This is a genomic window from Brevundimonas sp. (assembly GCF_032055285.1).
Taxonomy (GTDB): domain Bacteria; phylum Pseudomonadota; class Alphaproteobacteria; order Caulobacterales; family Caulobacteraceae; genus Brevundimonas.
The window spans coordinates 15,483-39,032 of sequence record NZ_DAMBRE010000012.1 but is presented as its reverse complement, the minus strand read 5'-3'; the positions used below and the strand labels follow the sequence as shown (position 1 = coordinate 39,032).

Here is a 23,550-nt window from a genome sequence, read left to right as displayed (position 1 = left end):
GCTGATATCCCGTAAAGCGAGGTCGTCAGCGTCCGGTCGAGCCGAAGCCGCCGGCGCCGCGCGCGGTTTCATCCAGGGCCTCGACCTCGGCCATGACGGCCCGGGCGTAGGGAGCGATCACCATTTGGGCGATGCGCTCGCCGCGGTTGATCTCGAAGGCGACCTGGCCGTGGTTGATCAGGATGACCCCGACCTCGCCGCGATAGTCGCTGTCGATGGTGCCGGGCGCGTTCAGGCAGGTGACGCCGTGCTTCAGGGCCAGACCCGAACGGGGGCGGACCTGGGCCTCATAGCCGGGCTCCAGGGCGATCTTCAGGCCGGTGGGGATCAGCCTGCGTTCGCCGGGCTGCAGGACGACCGGCTCGAACTCGGCCACGGCGGCGCGCAGGTCCATGCCCGCCGATCCCGTCGTCTCATAGGCGGGCAGGGCCAGGCCCTCGGCGTGGGGCAGGCGTTCGACGCGGACGGTGGTCATGGGGAAGTCTCTCAGGCCTTGAAGTGATCGGCGATGCGGCGGGCGAGCTTGCGCGCCACCTCGGTCTTGGACTGGCGCGGCCAGGGCTCGGCGCCGTTCAGGGTGAACAGGGTCACGGCGTTGCCGTCCGAGCCGAAGACCTCGCCCGAGACATCGTTGCCGATGATCCAGTCGCAGCCCTTCTTCGACAGCTTGGCGCGGGCGTTGGCCTCCAGGTCGCTGGTCTCGGCGGCGAAGCCGACCACCAGTTTCGGACGGCGCGGGCCGGGGGCGGAGACGCCCGCCAGAATGTCGGGGTTCTCGATCAGGGCCAGAGAGGGCGGACCGCCCGGCTTCTTCTTGATCTTGCCCGAGGCGATCCCGTCCACGCGCCAGTCGGCGACGGCGGCGCTCATCACGGCGATGTCGGCGGGAAGGCGGGCCTCGACGGCGGCCTTCATCTCGGTCGCGGCCTCGACCCAGACGCGGGTCACGCCGACGGGCGCATCCAGGGCCACGGGGCCGGAGATCAGAGTCACCTGGGCGCCCAGTTCGGCCAGGGCGGCGGCGACCGCATAGCCCTGCTTGCCGCTGGAGCGGTTGGTCAGACCGCGCACCGGATCGATGGGCTCGAAGGTCGGCCCGGCGGTGACCACGGCGGTCTTGCCCATCAGGGGGCGACCGTCCGGCCCAGCCAGCAGGCGGGCGATTTCGTCGAAGATGACGGCGGGTTCGGCCATGCGGCCGGGGCCGAACTCGCCGCAGGCCATCTCGCCCTCGTCAGGCCCGACCACGGCGACGCCGTGGAAGCCGTCGAAGCCTTTCAGCCGTTCGACATTGGTCTGAACCGCCGGGTGCAGCCACATGCGCACGTTCATGGCCGGGGCCAGCAGCACCTTCTTGTCGGTGGCCAGGAGCGTGGTCGAGGCCAGGTCGTCGGCCATTCCGTTGGCTGCCTTGGCGATCAGGCCCGCCGTCGCCGGCGCCACCACCACCAGGTCGGCCCAGCGCGACAGTTCGATATGGCCCATGGCCGTCTCGTCCTCGGGCATGAACAGGGCCTGGCGCACCGGATGGCCGGTCAGGGCCGCCAGCGACATGGGGGTGACGAACTCGGCCCCGGCCTTGGTCAGGACCGCCATCACCTCGGCCCCGGCCTTTTTCAGCAGGCGCGTCAGCTCCAGCGCCTTGTAGGCGGCGATGCCGCCGCCGACGATCAGCAGGACCTTGCGGCCCGAAAGCGAGGATGAGGTCATGCGGAATCTCTAGCGGGGCCGCATGACGGCGTCGAGACAAAGCCGTGGTGCAGAGGTGTGATGATTAGAGAACATTGCCAGAACAAATCATTTATGCCTAACTGCGTTCGGCGGGCAATTAAGGGAGGGTGACCCATGCGAATTCAGGTGATGGCGGGCGTTCTTGTGGTGCTGGCTTTGGCCGCTTGCGACAGCGGCGGCTCGGCGGTCGAGACGCGCGAACGGACGGCGGCCGAGCCGGTCGCGTTGATCTCGGCGGCGGCGCCGGAGAATGAAATGGATGCGGCGACGCCCGAGGCCAAGCCGCCGGTCACGGCCAACCGGCGCGAAACCGCCGACGCCAAGGTCCAGCGCCTGTACGAGCGTAACGGCGCGGCCTTCGGGGCGAAGTCGGCGGACGAGTATCTGATGAAGGTGCGAGCCTTCACCGAGGCGACGCCGAGGGGGACGGAGACGGTCAAGCGGCCGAACGGCGACACCCTCTATTATCAGGCCTCGACCAACACCTTCGCCGTCGTGGATCGCAACGGCGTGCCGCGCACCATGTTCAAGCCGGACGACGGCCCGGCCTATTGGGCCCAGCAGAAGGAGCGGGCGCCGACCTTCGGCCAGCGCCGCTCAAGCCCGGCCGAGTAATCAGGCGGCGTCGAAGGTCAGGGGGGCGCCCCAGAAGCGGGCGATCAGCTCCGACTGCGGACCCGGCGTGCCGGTGGTCAGGAAGTCGCGGCGACCGGACGAGCCCAGCTCATATTCCGGGTGGCGCGCGAAATAGCGCTCCAGCGAGTCGGCCACGGCGCTCGGCTGGCTGATCACCTGCACGCCTGCCGGCAGGGCGTCGGCGAACAGGTCGGCGACGATCTCATAGTGGGTGCAGCCCAGGATGGCCTTGTCCGGGTGACGGCCGATGCGGCGGCGCAGGGCGTCGACGTGGTCGTCGACCACCACCTTCAGCTCCTCGGCCGGGGCGCCCAGTTCGATCAGGCCGGCCAGGCCGGGGCAGGGCTCGGTGAAGACGGCCAGGTCCTCGCGGCGCTTGTCGATCTCGATCTCATAGACGCGGCTCATGGCCGTGGCGGCGGTGCAGAAGACGCCGGTGACGTCGATCGCCTGCTTCTTTTCGCCTTCCAGCCGGCCGTTGCGTTCGGCCTCATAGGACCAGGGCAGGCCGGTGGCGGCCTCGATGGTCGGGACGATGATGCCCAGGACGTTGACCGGCCGGCCCAGCTTCTCGCGCATGCCGGGGATCCAGGTCTGCTGCAGCCGGCGCAGCGCAATGGCTGAGGCCGTGTTGCAGGCCAGGACCACGACCGAGGCGCCGGCCTCGAACAGGCGCTCGCACCCGGCGCGCGTCAGCTCGACGATGTCCTCGCCGCCGCGCCCGCCATAGGGGGCGTGGGCCTGGTCGCCCAGATAGATGAAGTCCCGCGTCGGAAAGCGGGTCGTGAGTTCGCGGTGGACCGTCAGGCCCCCCACGCCGGAGTCGAAAACGCCTATCGCCATGCAGCGGCCTTTAGACCCGTGGGGTTCCGTCGTCCAATGGTTAGGATTACATCGAGGCATAAGCCCGTCCGGACGAGCACGTCGGGGGCGGTCGAAAACAGCTATGGTTGGGAGACCTGGATGCACAGACGCCATCTTCTCATCGGGGGCGCGAGCCTCTTCGCCCTGACGGGCTGCGCCTCCGCCGGCGCCCTGGAGAACGGAATGACCGGATCGGCCGCGGCCCTCTCGACCGCTGATGAAGCCCGCATCGCCCGCGCCGTCCTGCCGACGACCGCGCCGCGCGCCGAGCTGCTGCAGCCCTGGACCGGTCCCTACGAAGGCGTGCCCCCGTGGGACAAGGTGACCGCGCCCAAGATGCGCGAAGCCATTCTGGAAGGCATCGAGCTGCAACGCGCCGACATCGCGGCGATCGCGAATAATCCGGACGCCCCGACCTTCGCCAACACCCTGGTGGCGATGGAGCTGGTCGGCGAGCCGCTGGACCGCGCCATCAACGTCTTCAGCGTCATGACCTCGAACATCGGCGGCGACGCCTGGGATGCGCTCGAGACCGAGCTGTCGCCGGTCCTGTCGGCCGCCTCGGACGAGATCACCTTCAACGAGAAGCTGTTCCAGCGCATCAAGGCCGTGGCCGACGGCGCCGACGCCGCCGGCCTGAACGCCCAGCAGAAACGTCTGGCCGAGCGCAGCCGCGACGCCTTCGTGCGCAACGGCGCGGCTCTGGACGCCGCCGGCAAGGCCGAGCTGGGCCGTATCAACACCGCCCTGTCGAACGCCTTCACCGGCTTCGGTCAGAAGGTGGTGGCCGATGAGAACACCTGGACCGTCATCACCAGCGAGGCCGGCCTGAAGGGCCTGCCGGACTCGAACAAGGCCGCCGCCGCCGCCGCCGCCCGTTCGCGCAATGTCCAGGGCTGGGCCATCGTCAACACCCGCTCCAGCGTCGACCCCTTCCTGACCTTCGCCGACGACCGCGCCCTGCGCGAGCAGGTGTGGAAGAAGTTCGTCAAGCGCGGCGACAACGGCGACGCCAACGACACCAAGTCGACCATCGCCCAGATCGTCGCCCTGCGTCAGCAGCGCGCCAAGCTGCTCGGCTTCGGCAACCATGCCGAATGGCGCATGCAGGACACCATGGCCAAGACCCCGGCCGCGGCCATGGAGCTGATGCAGCGCGTCTGGGCCCCGGCCAAGGCCCGCGTGGCCGAAGAGGTCGCCGACATGAAGGCGATCGCCGGCTTCGACATCGAGCCCTGGGACTACCTCTACTTCGCCGAGAAGGTCCGCAAGGCCAAGTACGACCTCGATCAGAACGAGCTGAAGCCCTACTTCGAGCTGCACGCGGTGCGCGCGGCCTCCTTCTACATGGCCGAGCGCCTGTACGGCTTCGTCTTCAAGCCTCTGGCCAAGGGCACGGTCTCGACCTTCGAGCCGGACGTGACCACCTATGAGGTGACCGACAAGGCCACCGGCAAGCTGATCGGCCTCTACTACGCCGACGACTTCGCCCGTCCGGGCAAGCGCTCGGGCGCCTGGATGACCACCTACCGGTCCTTCTCGCAGCTGACGGGCTCGAAGCCGATCCTGGCCTCGAACAACAACAACTTCGTCAAGGCCGAGGCCGGTCAGCCCCTGCTGATCTCGCTGGACGACGCCGAGACCCTGTTCCACGAGTTCGGTCACGCCCTGCACTACTTCTCGTCGGTGGTGACCTATCCGTCGTTCGGCAATACGCCGCGCGACTTCGTGGAATATCCGTCGCAGGTGCACGAGCACTGGGTGCTGAGCCGCCCGATCCTCGACGGCTATATGAAGCACGTCGAGACCAAGCAGCCGATGCCGCAGGCGCTGGTGGACAAGATCGAGGCCTCCTCGACCTTCAACCAGGGCTACGCCACCGTCAGCTACCTGTCCTCGGCCCTGGTCGACATGGACCTGCACACCCAGGCGACGCCGCCGACCGACATCGCCGCCTTCGAGAAGGCCTCGCTGGACCGTCTGGGCATGCCCAAGGAGATCGTGATGCGGCACCGCCTGCCGCAGTTCAACCACCTCTTCACCTCGGACGCCTACTCGGCCGGCTACTACTCCTACCTGTGGTCGGAAGTGATGGACGCCGACACCTGGGCCTACTTCGAGGAGTCGGGCGACGTCTTCAACCCGGACATCGGCGGTCGCTTCAAGTCGATCATCCTGGCGCCGGGCAACACCACGGATCGCGGCGACGCCTATCGCCAGTTCCGCGGTCGCAACCCCGACGTGGCGGCCCTGCTGAAGGTGCGCGGCTTCCCCACCTCCTAAGTGGGCCTACCGCTCATTTTTGAGTGGCCTACCGGCCTTCGGCCTACTTGAGGCCGTTGGCTGCTGAAACTGGAAAGGGCCCGGTGGAGCGATCCGCCGGGCCTTTTCTATTCCAGCCAGGGTGGCGTATGCCTTGGCCGTTCAGTTGAAGGAGCGCCCATGAGCGTCGTCGCCTCCTATGTCTACAAGGACGGCAAGCGCGTGCGCGAGGCGCCGCTGACCGACGCGGGGCTGCGTCTCAAGCCGGGGGAATACCTCTGGATCGGCCTCTATGAACCCACGGACGAGGAGTTCGAGGGGCTGGTGAAACGCTTTCGCCTGCATCCGCTGGCGGTCGAGGACGCGCTGAGCGCGCATCAGATGCCCAAGATCGAGGTCTATGGCTCTGAGCTGTTCATCGTCGCCCGCACGGCGCAAAAGGCCGACGACGCCATCTGGTACGGCGAAACCCACGTCTTCGTCGGGCCGCGCTACGTCATCACCATCCGCCACGGCTCGGCTCGCGCCCACACCCAGCTGCGCGCCCAGCTGGAGGCCTCGCCCTTGCAGCTGAAACACGGCGCCGATTTCATCCTGCACGGGGTGCTGGACTTCATCGTCGACGCCTATGTCCCCATCGTCGACGACATCGAGGACAGCGTGCTGGAGATGGAGCAGCGGGCCCTGGACAGCTTTTTGTCGCGCGCGGACATCAAGCGGTTGTTCCAGCTGCGCCGCGAACTGCTGAAGTTCAGCCGCGTGCTGGGCCCGATGGAGGAGGTGGCCAACAAGCTGCAGTCGCTGGACCTGCCCTGCATCGACCGCGAGGTCCGCCCCTATTTCCGTGATGTGGCCGACCATGTGCGGCGGGTGGCCAGCCGCGCGGCGGCGCTGCGCGACATCCTGTCCTCGGTGTTCGAGGTGTCCAACCTGCTGGAGCAGCAGCGCCAGGGCGTCATTACCCGCAAGCTGGCCGCCTGGGCCGCCATTCTGGCCACGCCGACGGCGGTGGCCGGCATCTACGGCATGAATTTCGAGCATATGCCGGAGCTGCGCTGGGTCTATGGCTACCCCATGGTGATGGGGCTGATCGTGGCCATCTGCCTGGGCCTCTACATCACCTTCAAGCGGACCAAGTGGCTGTGATCAGCCGCTGTTCCTCAGGCCCGCCGCCACGCCATTGATGGCCAGGAGGATGCCGTTGCGGACGCGCGGGTCGTCGTCGCCGGCGCGACGGCGGCGGATCAGCTCGATCTGGACGTGGTTCAGCGGCTCGACATAGGGCATGCGCTGGCGGATCAGCCGGTCCAGCTCGGGCTGGCCGCCCAGCAGGTCGTCGTGGCCGGTGATCGACAGGACGGCGGCCTTGGTGCGGATCCACTCGTCGAAGATGGCGCCATAGATGCGCCCGGCTAGCGCCGGGTCGGGGACCAGTCCGGCGTAGCGGCGGGCGATGGCCATGTCGGCCTTGGCCATGACCATCTCCATGTTCTGCACCACGGTGCGGAAGAAGGGCCAGGCGGCGGCCATGTCGCGCAGTTCGGCGGGGTCCTCGCCCTGGACCGCCGAGCCGAAGCCGTACCAGCCGGGCAGCATGACCCGCGACTGCGACCAGCTGAACACCCAGGGAATGGCGCGCAGGTCCTCGATGGCGGTCGAGGTCGAGCGGCTGGCCGGGCGCGAACCGATCTTCAGGTCTGCGATCTCGGCGATGGGGGTGGCGGCGCGGAAATAGTCGACGAAGCCGGGCGTCTCATAGACCAGGGCGCGATAGGCCTTCATCGAGGCCGCCGACAGGCGCGCCGCCGTAGCGCCGTGCTCAAGGCTGTAGCCGCCGTCCGTCTGCGGTCCCAGCGAGGCCAGCAGGGTCCCGCAGGTCAGGGCGTCGAGGTTGCGCTGCGCCACCTCCGGCTCGCCGTACTTGTTGGCGATGACCTCGCCCTGTTCAGTCACGCGGATGCGGCCCGCGACCGTCCCCGCCGGCTGGCCCAGAACCGCTGAAAAGCTTGATCCGCCGCCGCGCCCGACGGCGCCGCCGCGACCGTGGAACAGCTGCAGGCGGACGCCCGCCGCGCGGGTCACCTCCAGCAGGGCGCGCGAGGCCTCGTGCAGCTCCCAGCCCGAGGTCAGGTAGGAGCCGTCCTTGTTCGAGTCCGAGTAGCCGATCATCACCTCCTGCACCCCGCGGGCGGTCGCCACGGCGCGGGCCGAGGGCTCGGCCAGCACCCGCTCCAGGGTCGGCTGCGAGGCGCGCAGGTCGTCGATGGTCTCGAACAGGGGGGCGGCCTGGATGGGGCAGGCGGCGGGGTCGACCGGGTCGTAGAGACCGACCTCCTTCAGCAGCAGATAGACCTCCAGCATGTCCGAGGCGGCGTCGGTCTTGGAGACGATGTGGGTGCGGATGGCCTGGGGGCCGAAGGCGGACAGGGCCTGCGCCGCCGCCTGCAGGATGGCGCGCTCCTTCAGGGTTTCGGGCGCGTAGTCGGCATAGGGCGAGAATAGCGGGCGCGGGCTTTCCAGTTCGCGCGCCAGCAGGGTCAGGCGCGCCTCTTCGTCCAGGGCGAGATAGTCGGGACAGACGCCCGCGACCTTCAGCAGGTCGGCCACGACCCGTTCGTGCACGTCGGAGTTCTGGCGCAGGTCGAGCGTCGCCATGTGGAAGCCGAAGACGTCCGCCGCCGTGATCAGCCGCGCCAGCCGGTCGTCGGCGAAGACGGCGCCGTGGGTGCGGATCAAGCTGTCGTGCAGCACGGCCAGGTCGGCGCGGAAGGCGTCGGGACCTTGATAGGCCGGGGCCTCGAACTGGGCGGGCAGGGGGGCTGGGCCGCCGGTCAGGGCCAGATGGGTCGCCGACAGACGGGCGTAGATCTGGCTGAGGGCGCGGCGATAGGGCTCGTCGGCGCGCTGGATGGAGGCGTCGCCGGAGGTCTGGGCCAGGGTCGCCAGTTCGGGCGTCACGGCGGTCAGGTCGGCCGAGAGGCTGAGTTCCTCGCCGAGCGCGTTCGTCTCGTCCAGATAGAAGCGTAGCACGGCGCGCGACTGGGTGCGGAAGGCGGCGGCCAGAACCGCGCCGTCGACATTGGGATTGCCGTCGCGGTCGCCGCCGACCCAGGTGCCGATGCGCAGGAAGGGCGGCAGGTCGGGCGCGTCCAGCAGGGCGCGCCACTCGGCCAGTTGCGCGGGCGCGACGTGCAGGAAGATGCGCTGCAGCCAGTCGGTGACCGTGTTGATCTCGTCCTGCACCACCAGTCCCGAGGCGCGGGTCAGGCGTGTGGCCCACAGGATGACGATCTGACGGCGCAGGGCCGCCTTCAGAGCCGTGGGCGAACAGGCGATCCCGTCGCGGTCGCAGCCGTCCAGCAGGGCGCCGACGGCGGCGATGCGATCGATGACGCTCTTGCGGCGCACCTCGGACGGGTGAGCGGTCAGTACCGGCGAGATCAGGGCCTGGGACAGCAGGTCGCGCACCGCTGCCCGGTCCACGCCGGCCGCGTCCAGCCGCTTCAAGGCCCCCTCGGGCGTGTCGGCGCGTTCGCCGGCCTCGGCCTGATCGCGCGCGCGGCGCTTACCCGCCCGGTCCTCGGCGACATTGGCCAGCAGCGAGAAGGCGGCGAAGCCGTGAGTCAGGCCGATGGCCTGATCCAGCGACAGGTCCTTCAGCAGGCCTTCCAGCTCGGCGGCGTCGTGCGAAGCCGGATCGCGGTGGTAGGCCACCGAGGCCTGACGCACCGCCTCGATCCGGTCGTAGAGCTCCTGACCGCCTTCATCGCGGATCACATCGCCGAGCAGGGCGCCCAGCAGGCGAACCTCGTCGCGCAGTCGGTCGTCGGCGGCCTGAATCATTGCATCGTCCTTCAGCGGGGAGGCTGGGAGCCGAACCGTATCAATGGAATCCGAGGGGGCTAGTCCCATGGGCAACGCTGAAACCCTTTGTGTGGTTGAGGCGACGTTGAGCAGGCCTGCAACAAACTATCGACTCTGGCTTGCCGATGAGGCATAAGCCGCCGCTTCCGGCGCAATTGAACCTGCGCCTCCTCCATCACGACCCCCGCTTGATCGGGACGAGGATGGCGAGGACCCTCTGCCGACGTGATCGTCGCCAGAGGCCGTTTCTCTATGGAGGTCAGGGTTCGCGCATGAAAGGTTTTGAATGTTCGAGGCTCTGAACGAGCGGCTGACAGGCGTCTTCGACCGGATCACCGGCCGCGGCGCCCTGTCCGAAAAGGATGTCGAGGAAGCGCTGCGCGAAGTCCGCGTCGCCCTGCTCGAGGCCGACGTCGCCCTGCCGGTGGTCAAGGACTTCATCAGCCGCGCCAAGGAACAGGCGACCGGCGAAGAGGTCATCCGTTCGGTCAAGCCGGCCGATCAGGTGGTCAAGATCGTCTATGACGGTCTGGTTGAGATGCTGGGCGGCGAAGAGCCGGTTCCGCTGAACACCAACGCCGCCCCGCCCGCCGTCGTGCTGATGGCCGGCCTGCAGGGCTCGGGCAAGACCACGACCTCGGCCAAGCTGGCGCTGCGCCTGACCAAGTTCGACCGCAAGAAGGTCATGCTTGCATCCCTCGATACGCGTCGTCCGGCGGCCATGGAGCAGCTGGCGACCCTGGGTCAGCAGATCGAGGTCGCGACCCTGCCCATCGTGGCGGGCGAGAGCGCGGTCCAGATCACCCGCCGCGCCCTGCAATCGGCCAAGCTTCAGGGCTTCGACGTCCTGATCCTCGACACCGCCGGCCGCATCACGCTGGACGAAGCCCTGATGAACGAGGTGGCCGAGGTCGCCTCGATCGCCAAGCCGGTCGAGACCCTGCTGGTCGCCGACAGCCTGACGGGTCAGGACGCGGTCCGCACCGCCGCCGCCTTCCATGAGCGCCTGCCGCTGACCGGCCTGGTGCTGACCCGCGCCGACGGCGACGGCCGCGGCGGCGCCATGCTGTCGATGCGCGCCGTCACCGGCCTGCCGATCAAGTATCTGGGCGCGGGCGAAAAGGTCGACGCCCTCGACGTCTTCGACGCCCGCCGCGTCGCCGGCCGCATCCTGGGTCAGGGCGACATCGTCGCCCTGGTTGAAAAGGCCGCGACCGAGCTGGATCAGGCCAAGGCTGAGAAGATGGCCCGCAAGCTGGCCAAGGGCCAGTTCGATCTGGACGATCTGGCCGGCCAACTGGGCCAGATGAAGAAGATGGGCGGGCTTCAGGGCATCATGGGCATGCTGCCCGGCGTGGCCAAGTTGAAGGCCCAGATGGCCGACAGCAACGTCAACGACAAGATGATCGCCCGTCAGGAAGCCATCATCAGCTCCATGACCAAGGCCGAGCGCAAGAAGCCCGACCTGCTGAACGCCAGCCGCAAGAAGCGCGTCGCCGCCGGCGCCGGCGTCGAGGTTCAGGACATCAACCGCCTGCTGAAACAGCACCGGCAGATGGCCGACATGGTCAAGTCCCTGTCCAAGGGCGGCGGCAAGAACCTGCAGAAGATGGCCGCCATGATGGGCGGTCTCGGCGGCGGCGGCGGAATGCCCGGCCTTCCCGGCATGGGCGGCGGCCCTGACATGGCCCGCCTCAAGGCCCTGGGCGGCGGCAAGATGGCCGAACCCAGCGCCGACGAAATGAAAGCCATTCAGGACCGGCTCGCCGGACTGGGCGGCGGACAACTTCCGGGGGGCCTTCCGGGCCTGCCGGGCTTCCCGAAAAAGAACTGATTTCGATTTTCTAGAAAGAGACTGAAAATGCTGAAGATTCGTCTGGCCCGCGGCGGCGCCAAGAAGCGCCCCTACTACTACATCGTCGTGGCTGACTCGCACGCCCCGCGCGACGGCAAGTTCATCGAGCGCGTCGGCAGCTACAACCCGATGCTGCCCAAGGACAGCGCCCAACCGCGCGTCGTCCTGAAGGCCGACCGCATCGCCGAGTGGCTCGGCAAGGGCGCCCAGCCCACCGACCGCGTCGCCCGCTTCATCAGCCAGTCGCAAGACGAAGTCCTGGTCGGCAAGGTCAAGTGGACCCAGTCGAACAACCCGAACAAGGGCACGCCGGGCAAGAAGGCCCAGGAACGCGCCGCCGAGCGCGCCCAGCGCGAAGCCGACCGTCTGGAAGCTGAAGCCGCCGCCAAGGTCGAGGCTGCCGAAGCCGCCGCTCGCGCCAAGGAAGAAGCCGCCGCTGCTGCTGAAGCCGCCAAGAACGCTCCGGCTGCTGAAGAAGCCCCGGTCGAAGCCGCTGCTGAAGAAGCTCCGGCCACCGAAGAAAACGCCGAGGGCTAAACCCTTCGGCTTCCCGGTTCCGACCGGGATGCGGAAATGGAAAGCAGCGTCCGATCCCGGGCGCTGCTTTTCTGCTATCTGGCGCATGAAACTGCGAAACGGAGCCTGTCGATGAGCGACGAAAACAAGATGATCCTCGTCGGCCAGATCGGCGGCGCCTTCGGTGTGAAGGGCGAGGTGCGCATCACCGCCTTCACCGCCGACCCCATGGCCCTGATGGCCTATCAGCCCCTGCTGAAAGCGGACGGAACCCCGGCCCTGACCCTGCTCTCGGCGCGCCCGGACAAGGCGGGCGTGGTGGCCAGGGTCAAGGAGATCGCCACCAAGGAGCAGGCCGACGCCATGCGCGGCCAGAAGCTGTTCGTGCCGCGCGACCGCCTGCCCGAGCCGGACGAGGACGAGTTCTACCTGACCGATTTGGTGGGTCTGCAAGCCCGCGACCTGGACGACGCCGTGGTCGGCACGGTCAAGTCGGTGCAGAATTTCGGCGCCTCGGACATGCTGGAGATCGCGCCCAAGGAGGGCGGGCCGACCTGGTATCTGCCCTTCACCCGCGAGGCCGCGCCGGATCTTCGCATCGCCGAGGGCTGGCTGCGCATCGTGCGCCCGACCGAGGTGGACGAGCGCGACGAGGCCTGATCGACCGCCACCGACGCGGTGGCTATTGCGCTGGGCGGTCGGGCTTCCGACATGGAAGGTTCAACCCTCCCGGAGCGCCCCATGGCCGACCTGTCCGCCTTTCCGATCACCCGCCAGTATCCGGCTCAGCATCCCGACCGGCTTCAGCTCTACTCCCTGCCCACGCCCAATGGGGTGAAGGTCTCCATCCTGCTTGAGGAGCTGGGTCTGGCCTATGAGCCGCATCTGGTGGACATCGGCAAGAACGAGACCTGGACGCCCGACTATCTGTCGCTGAACCCCAACGGCAAGATCCCGGCCATCATCGATCCCAACGGTCCGGGCGGGAAGCCGCTGCCCCTGTTCGAGTCCGGCGCCATCCTGGTCTATCTGGCCGAGAAGGCGGGGCGCTTCCTGCCCGCCGATCCGGCGGCGCGCTACGAGACCCTGCAGTGGGTCTTCTTCCAGATGGCCTCGATCGGGCCGATGTTCGGACAGGTCGGCTTCTTCCACAAGTTCGCCGGGCGCGAGTACGAGGACAAGCGTCCGCGCGACCGCTACGTCGCCGAGTCGCGGCGTCTGCTGGGGGTGCTGGAGGGGCGACTGGAGGGCCGGGACTGGATCGTGGGCGAGGACTACACCATCGCCGACATCGCCAGCCTGGGCTGGGTGCGCAACCTGATCGGCTTCTATGAGGCGGGCGATCTGGTCGGGTTTTCCGACTTCCCGCGCGTGGCCGCCTGGCTGGAACGGGGTCTGGCGCGGCCGGCGGTGCAGCGGGGTCTGAACATCCCGGCGCGGCCTTAAGAGAGGTAGCGGGGGCGCGAACGCCGCGCCCCCGTAACGCTCAGACCTCTTCGGTCGGGGCGTCGCCGACGTGTTTCTTGATCGACTCGATGGCGCGCTTGGCGCCCGACTTGTCGGAATAGCCCTCGGTCGAGAAGATGATCTCGGAGTTATATTTGAACCGGACGCGGAACTCGCCGGCCTTGTCCTGATAGACTTCAAACTTGTGCGCCATGATCGCCTCGTTCTGTGGCCGCCAGTCGGCCAGGTGTCAGGCTGTCACAGTCCCGCTGGGGACGAAAGGGCGAGAAATGTAAAACCGGGTCAGGCTCTGGCGCGGATCCAGCGTCGCGCCGCCAGGGCGATGAAGCCGACCGCCAGCCCCCAGAAGGCCGAGCCGACCCCGAACAGGGCGACGCCGGACGCCGTGGCGGCGAAGGTCAGCACCGCCGCCTCGCGGTCCTCGGCCACCCCCATCATGCCGGTCAGCGACCCCGTCAGCGGGGCGATCAGGGCCAGGCCGGTGATGACCGCCAGCGCTCCAATCGGCATGGCGATGAATAGGCCCGCCAGAGGCGCGGCGAACAGGGCCACAACCAGATAGATCAGGCCGTAGAGGACGCCGACGGTCCAGCGCAGGTCCTGATCGGGATGAGCCTCGGGGCCGGTGCAGATGGCGGCGGTGATGGCGGCCAGATTGACCCCGTGGGCGCCGAAGGGAGCCAGAAGCGTGCTGGTCAGCCCGCCCCAGAAGATGAGCTTGCCGGCAGGCGGGGCGTAGCCGGCGGCCCGCAGCACTACAAGACCAGGCAGGTTCTGCGACGCCAATGTCACCAGATAGAGGGGCAGGGCCAGGCTAATCGCCGCCTTCCAGTCGAAGGCGGGCATGACCGGCGACAGTTCGCCGAACAGGCCGGTTCCGACGGGCAGGCCGACCTGACCGCGCAGGGCCAGAACCGCAAAGGCCGCGACCAGAACGACGGGCAGGGCCCAGGCGGCGGCGACGCGGCGCATGATCAGGAAGACGGCCAGCAGACCCGCCGCCAGCGCCATGTCGGTCGGGAAGACCAGAAACAGCTTCAGACAGAAGGGCAGCAGCACCCCCGCCAGCATGGCCGAGGCGATGGCCGCCGGAATGCGCTCGGCCAGTCGTCCCAGGGCCGGGACCAGTCCGGTCATCACCATCAACAGCCCGGCAAGGACGAAGGCCCCGACAGCGGTCGACCAACCGAGGCCGAGCGTCGAGGCCGCCAGCAGGGCTGCGCCCGGCGTCGACCAGGCCAGGACGACCGGCATCTTCAGCCGCCAGCTGAGGACCGCCCCGGGCAGACCGATGCCGAGGCAGAGCGCCGTGACCATGGAGATGATCTGGGCGGGTGATGCGCCCAGTGTCTGGCCCGCCTGAACGATCAGGGCCACCGTGCCGCCAAACCCGATGACGGTCGCCACGGCGGCGGCGGAGAAGCTGGCGGGGGGAGGCAGGCGCGACGAACTCATATGGTCAGGCTAGGCCGGGCGACGGCGCCCTGAAAGCAAAAAGGGCCGCCGGTTTCCCGACGGCCCTTCTCATATCCAAAACCCGGTCGGGTTCAGCCCTCCATGTCGTCCGGCAGGCCGACGGCGTGGAAGCCGGCGTCGACGTGGACGACTTCGCCCGTGGTCGAACGGCCCAGGTCCGAACACAGCCACAGGGCGGCGCCGGCGACGCCTTCCATCGAGGTCTCTTCCTTGATCAGCGAGAACTGCGCCGACTTGGAGTGCAGGCCGCGCCCGCCCGAGATGCCGGCCAGCGACAGGGTGCGCATCGCGCCCGCCGAGATGGCGTTGACGCGGATGTTCTTGGGGCCCAGGTCGCGGGCGATGTAGCGGGTCGCGGCTTCCAGAGCGGCCTTGGCCACGCCCATGGTGTTGTAGTTGGGGATGACGCGTTCCGAACCGAGGTAGGTCAGGGTGATCATCGAGCCGCCGTTGGGCATCAGCTTGGCCGAACGCTTGGCCACGTCGACGAAGCTGAAGGCCGAGATGTTCATGGCCAGCAGGAAGCTGTCGCGCGTGGTGTTGTCGACGAAGGAGCCCTTCAGCTCGTCCTTGTTGGCGAAGGCCACCGAGTGGACGACGAAGTCGATCGTGCCGAATTCTTTCTCCAGCTCCTCGAAGGCCTTGTCCATCGAGGCGTCGTCGGTGACGTCGGCCTGGATCAGCAGCTTGGCGCCGACGCTTTCGGCCAGGGGGCGGACGCGACGCTCAAGACCCTCGCCGAGGTAGGTGAAGGCCAGCTCGGCGCCCTGGGCGGCCAGCTGCGAGGCGATGCCCCAGGCGATGGAACTGGAGTTGGCCACCCCCATGATCAGGCCCTTCTTGCCCTTCATCAGGTCGCCGGTGGGCATATCCCAGCCTTCGCTCGTCGCCATGGGTTCGTCTCCGTATCTGAACTTGAACCGCCTTTTGGACGCGTGGCGAGCGGGTGACAAGTCGCGGCGCCGCTGGCGTTCGGCGCTGAGGCTCCTAAGTTGAAAGACGATGAGCCTTGATCCGCACAGTTCCGACGCCGCGCAACCCGGTCCGGTCTTCTTCGACCGACAGGAAATGGGACTGGTGTTGCGGGTCTATGGCCGGATGGTCGCGGCCGGGGAATGGCGGGACTACGCCATGATCGGCCACAAGGAGGTGGCGGAGTTCGCCGTCTTCCGCCGCTCGGGCGACGCCCCCCTCTACCGCATCGAGAAACGCCCGGCCCTGCGCCTGAAACAGGGCCAGTGGGCCGTGATCGGCGAGGGCGGCCATGTGCTGAAGCGCGGTCGCGACCTGGCCCAGGTGCTGCGGGTGTTCGACAGCCGCAGATTCACGGTGGTGGAATAGAAAAAGGCCCCGACATCGCTGTCGGGGCCTTCATTCTTGGTGGCCTATCGCGCTTGCGCGCTGCTTGAGGCCGTTACTCCCGGCTGCCGCCCATGAAGGCCAGCAGGAATTGGAACAGGTTCACGAAGTTGATGAACAGGCTGAGGGCGCCGAAGCCCGTGGCCACGCCCATGGCTTCCTGATTACCGCCGAGCGCGTAGTAGGTCATCTTCAGGCGCTGGGTGTCATAGGCGATCAGGCCCGAGAAGATCAGGACGCCGAGGCCCGAGATGATCAGGTAGAGCGTGCCCGACTGCATGAACATGTTGACCAGCGAGGCGATGACCAGGCCGATCACGCCCATGATCAGGAAGCTGCCCATGGCGGTCAGATCCTTCTTGGTCGTGTAGCCGACCAGGCTGAGACCGGCGAAGGCCGCCGCCGTGACGAAGAAGGTCGAGGCCAGCGAACCGCCGGTGTAGCGCAGGAACAGGATGCCCAGACCGGCGCCGATGGTGGCGACCACGGCCCAGTAAAGGGTGTTCACGCCCTTGGCCGTCGGGTTCTTCATGAAGAACATGGAGCCGAACAGCATGACCAGCGGCGAGAACTGGATGATCATGCCCAGCAGGGTCAGGCCGATGCGGCCGTCGTCGGTGCGGGCGAACAGCAGTTGCTGCACCGCCGGCACATTGCCGGTGACATAGGCGAGGGCGCCGGCGACCACGAGGCCGAGGGCCAGCTTGTTGTAAACGCCGAGCATGAAGGCGCGCAGACCGGCGTCGACGGACATGTCCGCCGACTGCGGAAGCGGGCGCGCATAACCGTTGTTGAAGTCGCTCATCGCGAAAGTAGTCTCCTAAGTGGACGGCAAATGCCGACCTTGAGCGGAAATATCGGGACGGACGATCCGCCTTGCAAGGAAAACCCGTCTTCCGGAGGGGCGTTCCGCCCGCTACCAAGGGTCGCATGCTGCGTCTGTTCACCGCCATCTCGATCCCGGAAGACGTCGCCGAGACGCTTCAGCGCCGTCAATCCGGCTTGCCCGGCGCGCGTTGGCGGCCGCTGGACGCCCTGCACGTCACCTTGGCCTTCTACGGCGAGGCGTCCGAGCGGACGGCGGATGATCTGGCCTCGGAACTGAGCCGGGCCGAGGGCGGCGGGGCCTTCGAGATCACGCTGAACGGCGTCGGGGCCTTTGGCGACGCCCATCGCACCCACACCCTGTGGGCCGGGCTGGAACGGTCGGAGCCGCTGAACGTCCTGGCCGGGCGCTGCCGTTCGGCGGGCGAGCGGGCGGGCGTGCCGCCCGAGAAACGCGAATATCGCCCCCATGTGACCCTGGCCTATCTGAAGCCGCAGGCGAACCCCGATCGCATCGGGGCCTGGATCGCCGGACACAACCTGCTGCATTCGCCGCCGATCCGGGTGGACCGCTTCGGCCTCTATTCCAGCGTCCTGACCGGCGACGGCAGCGTCTACAGCCTGGAGCGGGAGTATCTGCTGTGATCGAGCGTCCGACTTCCCCACTTGGCCCGACGCTGGAGACCGAGCGGCTGTTCCTGCGCCCGCCGACGCTAGAGGATTTTCCGCGCTGGGCCGACTTCATGAGCGACCCGGAGACGACGCGCTTCATCGGCGGGGTGCAGTCCAAGCACGAGGTCTGGCGCGCCATCGCCTCGGTCGCCGGCATGTGGGCCCTGCAGGGCGAGGGGATGTTCTCGCTGATCGAGAAGGCGACGGGTCAGTGGATGGGCCGCATCGGTCCGCTGCATCCCTATGACTGGCCGGGTCGCGAGGTGGGCTGGAGCCTGCACCGCGACGCCACGGGCAAGGGCTATGCGGTCGAGGCCGCCGCCGCGACCATGGACTACGCCTTCGACGTCCTGGGCTGGGATGACGTGATCCACTGCATTGACCCCGACAACCTGGGCTCGGAGAAGGTGGCGCTGCGATTGGGCTCGAGCAATCGCGGGCCGGGCCGCATCCCGCCGCCGTTCCAGGATCATGTGGTCAATCTGTGGGGCCAGACGCACCAGGAATGGCGGACGAACCGGTCGCGCTTGCGATAGGAACATAGGCGGAACATAAAGGTGGCATGGCCGCCGCTTCGCTGCATCTCGAACTGGTCTTCAGCCGTCCCGAGACCACCCTGTCGGTCACGCGCGGGGCGGCGCGGCTGATGCGCGACCTGGGCTATGCGCCGCTTTTGGAAGTCTGCCTGCCCAATGGACGGCGCGCCGACGTCATGGCCCTGGGCCCCAAGGGCGACCTGGTCATATGCGAGGTGAAGTCGGGCGTGGACGACTACCGCGTCGACCGCAAATGGCAGGAATACGGGCCATACTGCGACGCCTTCTACTTTGCGGTGGCGCCCGAGTTCCCGCAGGACATCCTGTCGGACGAGCCGGGTCTGATCGTCGCCGACGGCTTCGGCGGGGCGGTGGTGCGGGACGCGCCCGCCACGCCTCTGGTTCCGGCGCGCAGGAAGGCGCTGACCCTGGCCTTTGCGCGGCTGGGCGCGCTCAGGACGATGCAGGATTGATTTTCCTCACTGTCGCGCAGCGATGGGGAGGTGGATCGGCGGCGTAGCCGACGAGACGGAGGGGGCGGCCCCACGTCAACCGTTCGCGTCGCCCCTCCACCACTTCGTGGTCCCCCTCCCCACCCGTGGGGAGGAAAGAGGGCTACCTCGGCGCGCGCTTGGCCAGGATGCGTTGCAGGGTGCGGCGGTGCATGCCCAGACGACGGGCGGTTTCCGAGACGTTGTGGTCGCACAGCTCATAGACGCGCTGGATATGCTCCCAGCGCACCCGGTCGGCGCTCATGGGGTTCTCCGGCGGCTCGGGGGCTTCGCCGACCGAGAGCAGAGCCTTGACCACGTCGTCGGCGTCGGCGGGTTTCTGCATGTAGTCGACGGCGCCGGCCTTGACCGCCGCGACCGCCGTGGCGATGGCGCCGTAGCCGGTCAGCATGACGATGCGGGCGTCCTCGCGGCGTTCGCGGATGGCCTCGACCACCTTCAGGCCATTGCCGTCCTCCAGCCGCATGTCCAGCACGGCGAAGGCGGGAACCGAGACGCGCAGGGCGTCGCTGGCCTCGGCCACCGACCCAGCCAGGGCGACGTCGAAGCCGCGCGCTTCCAGCGCCCGGCCCATACGGGTGCGCAGGGCTGCGTCGTCGTCGAGCAACAGCAGGGTCTTGTCGGCCAGGGTGGCGATGCGGGCTTCGAGTTCGGACATTCGGTTCTCCTGAGGCTCAGGTCGTGCGTCTGCGCCGCATGGTCAAGGTTTTAGCTCCTGACTGCGACATCAGGTTCCACCGGCGGCGCGCGGCCCTAGGGCGGGTTCGGCGACCTCCAGGGCCTGTCGCGGCCAGCGGACGGTGACGCGGGCGCCCTTGGGCTGGCCTTTCTCGCCGTCGCCGGAGCCGACCGAGACCTTGCCGCCGCTGCGTTCCAGCAGGGTGCGGGCGATGAAGAAGCCCAGGCCCATGCCGCCCTGGCTGGGGGCGATGGGGGCGGTCACTGGAGGTGGCGTTTTGCGGCCCCTGGCGCGCGAGCCGCCGGGCGAGGCGGCGGCGGCGATCTGCGCTGCGAGCGCCCGGCGCGCCTTGGTCTGGGGGCGGCTGGTCACATAGGGCTCGCCCAGGCGCGGCAGGATCTCGGAGGCGAAGCCGGGGCCGTCGTCGAGAATGTCGATCTCGATCCAGCCCGCATCGACGACGGCGGTGACGCGCACCCGGCTATGGGCGAAGTCGGCGGCGTTCTCGATCAGGGTCGACAGGCCGTGGACGACCTCGGGCAGGCGGTGGACGCGGGGCAGGGGCTGGCCGGGCGGGGCCTTCACCGCCGTCTGGAAGTCCAGATCAAAGCCCCGGTGCGGCTCGACCACCTCTTCCAGCAGGGCCTTCAGGTCGACGTCGGCGTAGAGGGGGTCGCCGTCCTGGGGCTGGGCCGACAGCTGTTTCAGGATGTCGCGGCAGCGCTCGGCCTGCTGCAGCATCAGGGCGGCGTCCTCGGCCACGGGGCTGTCGGGCGGCGAGGCGCGCAGCAGCTCCTTGGCCACCACCTGGATGGTGGCCAGCGGCGTGCCCAGTTCATGGGCGGCGGCGGCGGCCAGACCGCCGAGCGCCGCCAGCCTTTGCTCGCGCTGCAGCACGTCCTGGGTGGTGGCCAGGGCCAGTTCCAGCTTCTCGGCGTCGGCGGCCACCTTCCAGGCGTAGCCCGAGGTGAAGAGGACCCCGGTGGCCAGTGCCAGGCCCATGCCGAAGCGGTAGAGGGGCGGCAGGACCAGATGCTCGTGCAGGCGCCACGGCAGGGGCAGGGACCAAGAGAAGAGGACGGCCAGGGCGATCAGGGCCATGACCCCCAGCACCAGGGCCTGACGCGAGGGCAGGGAGGCCGCCGCGATCGTCACCGGCGCGACCAGCAACAGGCAGAAGGGGTTGTCCAGCCCGCCGGTCAGGGCCAGCAGGGTGGCCAGCTGCAGGATGTCGAAGCCCAGCTGCGCCGCCGTCTGCGGCCCGTTGGGCAGGCTGCCGTCGATGCGGCGCGCGCGGGCCATGGTGGCCAGGTTCATCACCACCCCGGCGCCGATGGCCGCCAGGCACTCCCACAGGGGCAGGGGGAAGTGCAGGGCGAAATAGGCGGTCAGGATGGCGCAGGTCTGGCCGAAGACGGCCAGCCAGCGCAGCACGATCAGGGTCCGCAGGGACAGGCCGCGTCCGCGCCGGGGCCGCTCGCGCAGGGCCTCCATGACGCCGGGATGGCCGGCGGCCTTCACAGCCTGCGACAGGGAGGGGGCTTCTGTGCTGCTCACGCCTCTTCTATAGACCGCCAAGCTGACGGCTGCATCCTCGCCGTCGCAGGAGAAGCCGATGCCGCGTCGCCCCGTCATTCTGTTCGCCGCCGCCTGTGCGGTCATCGCCCTGGCGCTCGGCCTGATCACCATGGTCGTGGTCAAGGGACGCGAACAGTCCGCCCAGGTCGCCGAGAGCGGCACGGGGCAACCGATGGTGGGCGGGCCCTTCACCCTGACCAACCAGGACGGACAGGTGGTCGATCAGACGATCCTGAAGGACAAGTGGACCCTGGTCTTCTTCGGCTTCACCTACTGCCCCGACTATTGTCCGACGACGCTCGGCGTGCTGAACGCCGTGCAGGAACGGATGGGCGACAAGGCCAAGGACCTGCAGATCGTCTTCATCAGCATCGACCCCGAGCGCGACACGCCGCAACTGCTGAAGGACTATCTGTCGTCGGACGGCTTCCCCACCGGCGTCATCGGCCTGACCGGCACGCCGGAACAGACGGCCCAGGTCGCGAAAGAATACCGCGCCTTCTACCAGAAGGTCGGCGAGGGCGAGGGCTATACGATGAACCACAGCCTGACCGTCTATCTGATGGGGCCGGACGGCCAGTTCCGCAGCGCCGTGGCCCACGATCTGGGGCCGGACCGCACCGTCAAGCTGATCGAGAACGCCATGGAGCGCGGCTGATCACCTTTCCCTGATCAGGGGCGACCTTGGTCTGTTTTGCGCTGAAACCTAATATATGCTGCACTGCCGCATCGGCGGGGGCCGCAGTCGGGGTTTCATGCTCTACGCTTTTCACGAGCTCGCCTATCATTCGGCGACGCCGTTCCGGATCGGGGCCCAGATGGCCCGCCAGTTCTGGACGTCGCCGTTCAATCCGGCCTCGGACACGGCCATCGGCCGCACGGCCTATGCCTCGGCCGAGGTGTTCGAGAGCCTGACGCGCCGTTACGGCAAGCCCGCCTGGGGCCTCGAGACCCTCGACATCGACGGCCACGCGGTGCGCACGACCGAGCAGATCGTCTGGTCCTCGCCCTGGTGTCGGCTGGTGCGGTTCGCACGCGACGCGGGTGATCTGAAGAAGGCGGGCAAGCCGTCCGACGCCCCCGCCGTCCTGATCGTCGCGCCGCTGTCGGGCCACTACGCCACCCTGCTGCGCGGCACGGTCGAGGGCTTCCTTCAGGACCACGACGTCTATGTCAGCGACTGGGAGAACGCCCGCCAGGTGCCGGTGCTGGAAGGCCGCTTCGACTTCAACGACTACATCGACCACGTCCGGGCCATGCTGACGGCCATCGGCCCGCGCGCCCACGTCGTCGGCGTCTGCCAGCCGGGACCGCCGGTGCTGGCGGCCTGTGCCGTCATGGCGACCGAGAAGGACCCCAACCGGCCGGCCTCCATGACCTTCATGGGCTCGCCTATCGACGCCCGCCTGTCGCCGACGGTGACCAACCAGCTGGCCGAGGAAAAGCCCTTCACCTGGTTCAGGTCGAACATGATCCATACCGTGCCCTGGCCCTATCCGGGGTTCGGGCGCCGCGTCTATCCGGGCTTCGTTCAGCTCTACAGTTTCATGTCGATGAACGAGGACAGGCACATCGACGCACACCGCCGCTATTTCGAAAGCCTGGTCGATGGCGACGGCGACGGGGTCGAAAAGCACGAGCAGTTCTACGACGAATACCTGTCGGTGCTGGATCTGACCGAGGAATTCTATCTGCAGACCATCGACATCGTCTTCCAGCAGCATCTGCTGCCACGCGGCCTGCTGGAGCATCGCGGAAAGGCGGTCGATCTGACGGCGATCACCGACATCGGCCTGGCCACGGTGGAGGGCGAGATGGACGATATCTCCGGCGTGGGGCAGACCCAGGCGGCGCACGGCCTGACGCCCAGGATCCCGGACGACCGTCGCCTGCTCTATGTCCAGCCCAAGGTCGGCCACTACGGTGTCTTCAACGGCCGTCGTTTCCGCGAGGAGATCTATCCGCGGGTGCGCGACTTCATCGCACAGAACGAGTCCTTGAGTGCAGTACCGGAACGGCCAGCGGCTGCCGCTTGAAGGCGGCGGCGCCCTTCGCCTGTCGGTGAACCCGCGCGCGCGAAGGCTGTCGATCCGTATCGACGCCCGCGCCGGCGAAGCCGTGGCCGTGGCCCCGTCCGAGCGGCGGCTGGGCGAGGTGGAGGCCTTCGCCCGCACCAAGTCCGGATGGATCGCGGACCGGCTTTCCACGCGGGTCGCGGGGACGCCGCTGGAACCCGGCGGCGTAGTGTCCTGGCTGGGCCGCAGCGTGCGGCTGGAAGCCGTCGGCGGGGCCGGGGCGGCGCGTCTGGTGGAGACGGCGGACGGGCCGGTGATACGCTCGGGCGGCGAAGGCGAGGCCTTCTCCCGCCGGGTCGAGAACTGGTTCAAGCGCGCGGCGCGCGAGTTTCTGGTCGAGCGCACCGAGCTTCATCTGAAAACGCTGGGCCAGAAGCCGGTCAGGGTGTCGATCGTCGACACCCGCTCGCGCTGGGGCTCATGCAGCCCGCACAACCGCTCGATCCGCTATTCATGGCGGGTGATCATGGCTCCGGCCGAGGTGGCCGACTACCTGGCCGCGCACGAGGTCGCCCATCTGGTTCACGCCGACCACAGCCCGGCCTATTGGGCGGTGGTGCATCGCCTGGTCGGGGACCATCGTCCCTTCCGCCAGTGGCTGCGCGACTACGGCGCGGCCCTGCACGCCGTGGGGCGCTGAGAT

General features: G+C 68.3%; 24 protein-coding genes. 14 read left to right on the top strand and 10 right to left on the bottom strand.

Translation table 11 applies throughout. The annotated features are described in order from the left end of the window. Positions 1-25 precede the first annotated feature (25 nt). Together dut and coaBC are read right to left on the bottom strand one after the other, a co-directional pair. Entirely contained in the window at positions 26-475 is a 450-nt protein-coding gene (gene dut / locus RTY13_RS16905) for a dUTP diphosphatase (RefSeq protein WP_312785243.1), read from the bottom strand. A gap of 11 nt (positions 476-486) precedes the next feature. Beyond that, positions 487-1,710 carry a bifunctional phosphopantothenoylcysteine decarboxylase/phosphopantothenate--cysteine ligase CoaBC gene (coaBC, locus tag RTY13_RS16900; RefSeq protein ID WP_312785242.1) on the bottom strand — a complete coding sequence of 408 codons (1,224 nt, stop codon included), beginning with the start codon at positions 1,708-1,710 and terminating at the stop codon, positions 487-489. A gap of 135 nt (positions 1,711-1,845) precedes the next feature. On the opposite strand from coaBC, the gene RTY13_RS16895 reads away from it, so the two are divergent. Further along, entirely contained in the window at positions 1,846-2,346 is a 501-nt protein-coding gene (locus RTY13_RS16895; protein WP_312785240.1) for an S-type pyocin family protein, read from the top strand. On the opposite strand, the gene RTY13_RS16890 is transcribed toward RTY13_RS16895, so the two are convergent. After that, a complete protein-coding gene (locus RTY13_RS16890; RefSeq protein WP_312785238.1) occupies positions 2,347-3,210 on the bottom strand; it encodes an aspartate/glutamate racemase family protein in 864 nt (287 codons plus the stop codon). Positions 3,211-3,414: 204 nt separating this feature from the next. On the opposite strand from RTY13_RS16890, the gene RTY13_RS16885 reads away from it, so the two are divergent. After that, a complete protein-coding gene (locus RTY13_RS16885; protein WP_312785236.1) occupies positions 3,415-5,514 on the top strand; it encodes a M3 family metallopeptidase in 2,100 nt (699 codons plus the stop codon). 159 nt (positions 5,515-5,673) lie between these two features. After that, positions 5,674-6,639, top strand: a complete 966-nt coding sequence (gene corA / locus RTY13_RS16880) for a magnesium/cobalt transporter CorA (RefSeq protein WP_312785233.1) — start codon at positions 5,674-5,676, stop codon at positions 6,637-6,639. Here corA and ppc read toward each other — a convergent pair whose 3' ends face one another. Further along, the gene (gene ppc, locus RTY13_RS16875; protein WP_312785232.1) at positions 6,640-9,336 is read right to left on the bottom strand and encodes a phosphoenolpyruvate carboxylase; all 2,697 of its coding nucleotides are present in this window, start codon (positions 9,334-9,336) and stop codon (positions 6,640-6,642) included. A 307-nt stretch (positions 9,337-9,643) separates the two neighbouring features. Between ppc and ffh the strand changes: the two genes are divergently transcribed. From ffh to RTY13_RS16855, 4 genes are all read left to right on the top strand, one after another. Beyond that, positions 9,644-11,191, top strand: coding sequence for a signal recognition particle protein (ffh, locus tag RTY13_RS16870; RefSeq protein WP_312785231.1), 1,548 nt, complete (start codon positions 9,644-9,646; stop codon positions 11,189-11,191). A 27-nt stretch (positions 11,192-11,218) separates the two neighbouring features. Beyond that, positions 11,219-11,749: a 30S ribosomal protein S16 gene (gene rpsP, locus RTY13_RS16865; protein ID WP_312785229.1), complete on the top strand. Its 531-nt coding sequence runs from the start codon at positions 11,219-11,221 to the stop codon at positions 11,747-11,749. 105 nt (positions 11,750-11,854) lie between these two features. After that, entirely contained in the window at positions 11,855-12,388 is a 534-nt protein-coding gene (gene rimM / locus RTY13_RS16860) for a ribosome maturation factor RimM (protein WP_409450328.1), read from the top strand. 81 nt (positions 12,389-12,469) lie between these two features. Continuing rightward, the gene (locus tag RTY13_RS16855; protein WP_312785225.1) at positions 12,470-13,174 is read left to right on the top strand and encodes a glutathione binding-like protein; all 705 of its coding nucleotides are present in this window, start codon (positions 12,470-12,472) and stop codon (positions 13,172-13,174) included. Positions 13,175-13,214: 40 nt separating this feature from the next. Here the strand turns inward: RTY13_RS16855 and RTY13_RS16850 are convergent, their stop codons facing one another. The 3 genes from RTY13_RS16850 to RTY13_RS16840 all read right to left on the bottom strand — a co-directional run bounded on the left by RTY13_RS16850 (position 13,215) and on the right by RTY13_RS16840 (position 15,540). Next, complete coding sequence (locus RTY13_RS16850) at positions 13,215-13,388, bottom strand: DUF1508 domain-containing protein (RefSeq protein ID WP_114817138.1); 174 nt, start codon at positions 13,386-13,388, stop codon at positions 13,215-13,217. Between the two features lie 89 nt (positions 13,389-13,477). After that, entirely contained in the window at positions 13,478-14,650 is a 1,173-nt protein-coding gene (locus RTY13_RS16845) for a benzoate/H(+) symporter BenE family transporter (protein ID WP_312785223.1), read from the bottom strand. 92 nt (positions 14,651-14,742) lie between these two features. Then, entirely contained in the window at positions 14,743-15,540 is a 798-nt protein-coding gene (locus tag RTY13_RS16840) for an enoyl-ACP reductase (RefSeq protein ID WP_162790687.1), read from the bottom strand. 133 nt (positions 15,541-15,673) lie between these two features. On the opposite strand from RTY13_RS16840, the gene RTY13_RS16835 reads away from it, so the two are divergent. Next, on the top strand, positions 15,674-16,012 hold the full coding sequence (locus RTY13_RS16835; protein WP_312785221.1) for a DUF2794 domain-containing protein: 339 nt from the start codon (positions 15,674-15,676) through the stop codon (positions 16,010-16,012). A gap of 73 nt (positions 16,013-16,085) precedes the next feature. Here the strand turns inward: RTY13_RS16835 and RTY13_RS16830 are convergent, their stop codons facing one another. Next, complete coding sequence (locus RTY13_RS16830) at positions 16,086-16,835, bottom strand: Bax inhibitor-1/YccA family protein (protein WP_312785219.1); 750 nt, start codon at positions 16,833-16,835, stop codon at positions 16,086-16,088. Positions 16,836-16,960: 125 nt separating this feature from the next. Here RTY13_RS16830 and thpR point away from each other — a divergent pair, with 125 nt between their 5' ends. The 3 genes from thpR to mmcB are packed head-to-tail and all read left to right on the top strand — an operon-like array spanning position 16,961 to position 18,536. Beyond that, complete coding sequence (gene thpR, locus RTY13_RS16825) at positions 16,961-17,500, top strand: RNA 2',3'-cyclic phosphodiesterase (protein WP_292034819.1); 540 nt, start codon at positions 16,961-16,963, stop codon at positions 17,498-17,500. Then, complete coding sequence (locus tag RTY13_RS16820; protein ID WP_312785217.1) at positions 17,497-18,063, top strand: GNAT family N-acetyltransferase; 567 nt, start codon at positions 17,497-17,499, stop codon at positions 18,061-18,063. The genes thpR and RTY13_RS16820 overlap by 4 nt, the downstream gene beginning before the upstream one ends. Positions 18,064-18,089: 26 nt before the next feature. Then, on the top strand, positions 18,090-18,536 hold the full coding sequence (gene mmcB, locus RTY13_RS16815; RefSeq protein WP_312785216.1) for a DNA repair putative endonuclease MmcB: 447 nt from the start codon (positions 18,090-18,092) through the stop codon (positions 18,534-18,536). A gap of 142 nt (positions 18,537-18,678) precedes the next feature. On the opposite strand, the gene RTY13_RS16810 is transcribed toward mmcB, so the two are convergent. Then, positions 18,679-19,233 (bottom strand): ActR/PrrA/RegA family redox response regulator transcription factor, encoded by a 555-nt coding sequence (locus tag RTY13_RS16810; protein WP_312785215.1) that lies wholly within the window; start codon positions 19,231-19,233, stop codon positions 18,679-18,681. A 69-nt stretch (positions 19,234-19,302) separates the two neighbouring features. Then, a complete protein-coding gene (locus RTY13_RS16805; protein ID WP_409450326.1) occupies positions 19,303-20,811 on the bottom strand; it encodes an ActS/PrrB/RegB family redox-sensitive histidine kinase in 1,509 nt (502 codons plus the stop codon). Positions 20,812-20,869: 58 nt separating this feature from the next. On the opposite strand from RTY13_RS16805, the gene RTY13_RS16800 reads away from it, so the two are divergent. The 3 genes from RTY13_RS16800 (at position 20,870) to RTY13_RS16790 (ending at position 23,547) form a co-directional block, all read left to right on the top strand. Next, the gene (locus RTY13_RS16800) at positions 20,870-21,490 is read left to right on the top strand and encodes an SCO family protein (RefSeq protein WP_312785214.1); all 621 of its coding nucleotides are present in this window, start codon (positions 20,870-20,872) and stop codon (positions 21,488-21,490) included. A 97-nt stretch (positions 21,491-21,587) separates the two neighbouring features. Next, complete coding sequence (locus tag RTY13_RS16795) at positions 21,588-22,868, top strand: polyhydroxyalkanoate depolymerase (protein ID WP_312785213.1); 1,281 nt, start codon at positions 21,588-21,590, stop codon at positions 22,866-22,868. Then, a complete protein-coding gene (locus tag RTY13_RS16790; RefSeq protein ID WP_312785211.1) occupies positions 22,834-23,547 on the top strand; it encodes a SprT family zinc-dependent metalloprotease in 714 nt (237 codons plus the stop codon). Before RTY13_RS16795 ends, RTY13_RS16790 begins: the two co-directional genes overlap by 35 nt. Positions 23,548-23,550: the final 3 nt, after the last annotated feature.

Excerpts from the sequence above, each read along its gene's own strand:
- ppc (WP_312785232.1), bottom strand. The coding sequence starts at position 9,336 with ATGATTCAGGCCGCCGACGACCGACTGCGCGACGAGGTTCGCCTGCTG.
- RTY13_RS16800 (WP_312785214.1), top strand. The coding sequence starts at position 20,870 with ATGCCGCGTCGCCCCGTCATTCTGTTCGCCGCCGCCTGTGCGGTCATC.
- RTY13_RS16895 (WP_312785240.1), top strand. The coding sequence starts at position 1,846 with ATGCGAATTCAGGTGATGGCGGGCGTTCTTGTGGTGCTGGCTTTGGCC.
- RTY13_RS16890 (WP_312785238.1), bottom strand. The coding sequence starts at position 3,210 with ATGGCGATAGGCGTTTTCGACTCCGGCGTGGGGGGCCTGACGGTCCAC.
- rpsP (WP_312785229.1), top strand. The coding sequence starts at position 11,219 with ATGCTGAAGATTCGTCTGGCCCGCGGCGGCGCCAAGAAGCGCCCCTAC.
- RTY13_RS16840 (WP_162790687.1), bottom strand. The coding sequence starts at position 15,540 with ATGCCCACCGGCGACCTGATGAAGGGCAAGAAGGGCCTGATCATGGGG.
- RTY13_RS16845 (WP_312785223.1), bottom strand. The coding sequence starts at position 14,650 with ATGAGTTCGTCGCGCCTGCCTCCCCCCGCCAGCTTCTCCGCCGCCGCC.
- coaBC (WP_312785242.1), bottom strand. The coding sequence starts at position 1,710 with ATGACCTCATCCTCGCTTTCGGGCCGCAAGGTCCTGCTGATCGTCGGC.
- RTY13_RS16855 (WP_312785225.1), top strand. The coding sequence starts at position 12,470 with ATGGCCGACCTGTCCGCCTTTCCGATCACCCGCCAGTATCCGGCTCAG.
- RTY13_RS16850 (WP_114817138.1), bottom strand. The coding sequence starts at position 13,388 with ATGGCGCACAAGTTTGAAGTCTATCAGGACAAGGCCGGCGAGTTCCGC.
- RTY13_RS16830 (WP_312785219.1), bottom strand. The coding sequence starts at position 16,835 with ATGAGCGACTTCAACAACGGTTATGCGCGCCCGCTTCCGCAGTCGGCG.
- ffh (WP_312785231.1), top strand. The coding sequence starts at position 9,644 with ATGTTCGAGGCTCTGAACGAGCGGCTGACAGGCGTCTTCGACCGGATC.
- RTY13_RS16795 (WP_312785213.1), top strand. The coding sequence starts at position 21,588 with ATGCTCTACGCTTTTCACGAGCTCGCCTATCATTCGGCGACGCCGTTC.
- RTY13_RS16885 (WP_312785236.1), top strand. The coding sequence starts at position 3,415 with ATGACCGGATCGGCCGCGGCCCTCTCGACCGCTGATGAAGCCCGCATC.
- RTY13_RS16810 (WP_312785215.1), bottom strand. The coding sequence starts at position 19,233 with ATGTCCGAACTCGAAGCCCGCATCGCCACCCTGGCCGACAAGACCCTG.
- mmcB (WP_312785216.1), top strand. The coding sequence starts at position 18,090 with ATGGCCGCCGCTTCGCTGCATCTCGAACTGGTCTTCAGCCGTCCCGAG.
- RTY13_RS16835 (WP_312785221.1), top strand. The coding sequence starts at position 15,674 with ATGAGCCTTGATCCGCACAGTTCCGACGCCGCGCAACCCGGTCCGGTC.
- dut (WP_312785243.1), bottom strand. The coding sequence starts at position 475 with ATGACCACCGTCCGCGTCGAACGCCTGCCCCACGCCGAGGGCCTGGCC.
- thpR (WP_292034819.1), top strand. The coding sequence starts at position 16,961 with ATGCTGCGTCTGTTCACCGCCATCTCGATCCCGGAAGACGTCGCCGAG.
- corA (WP_312785233.1), top strand. The coding sequence starts at position 5,674 with ATGAGCGTCGTCGCCTCCTATGTCTACAAGGACGGCAAGCGCGTGCGC.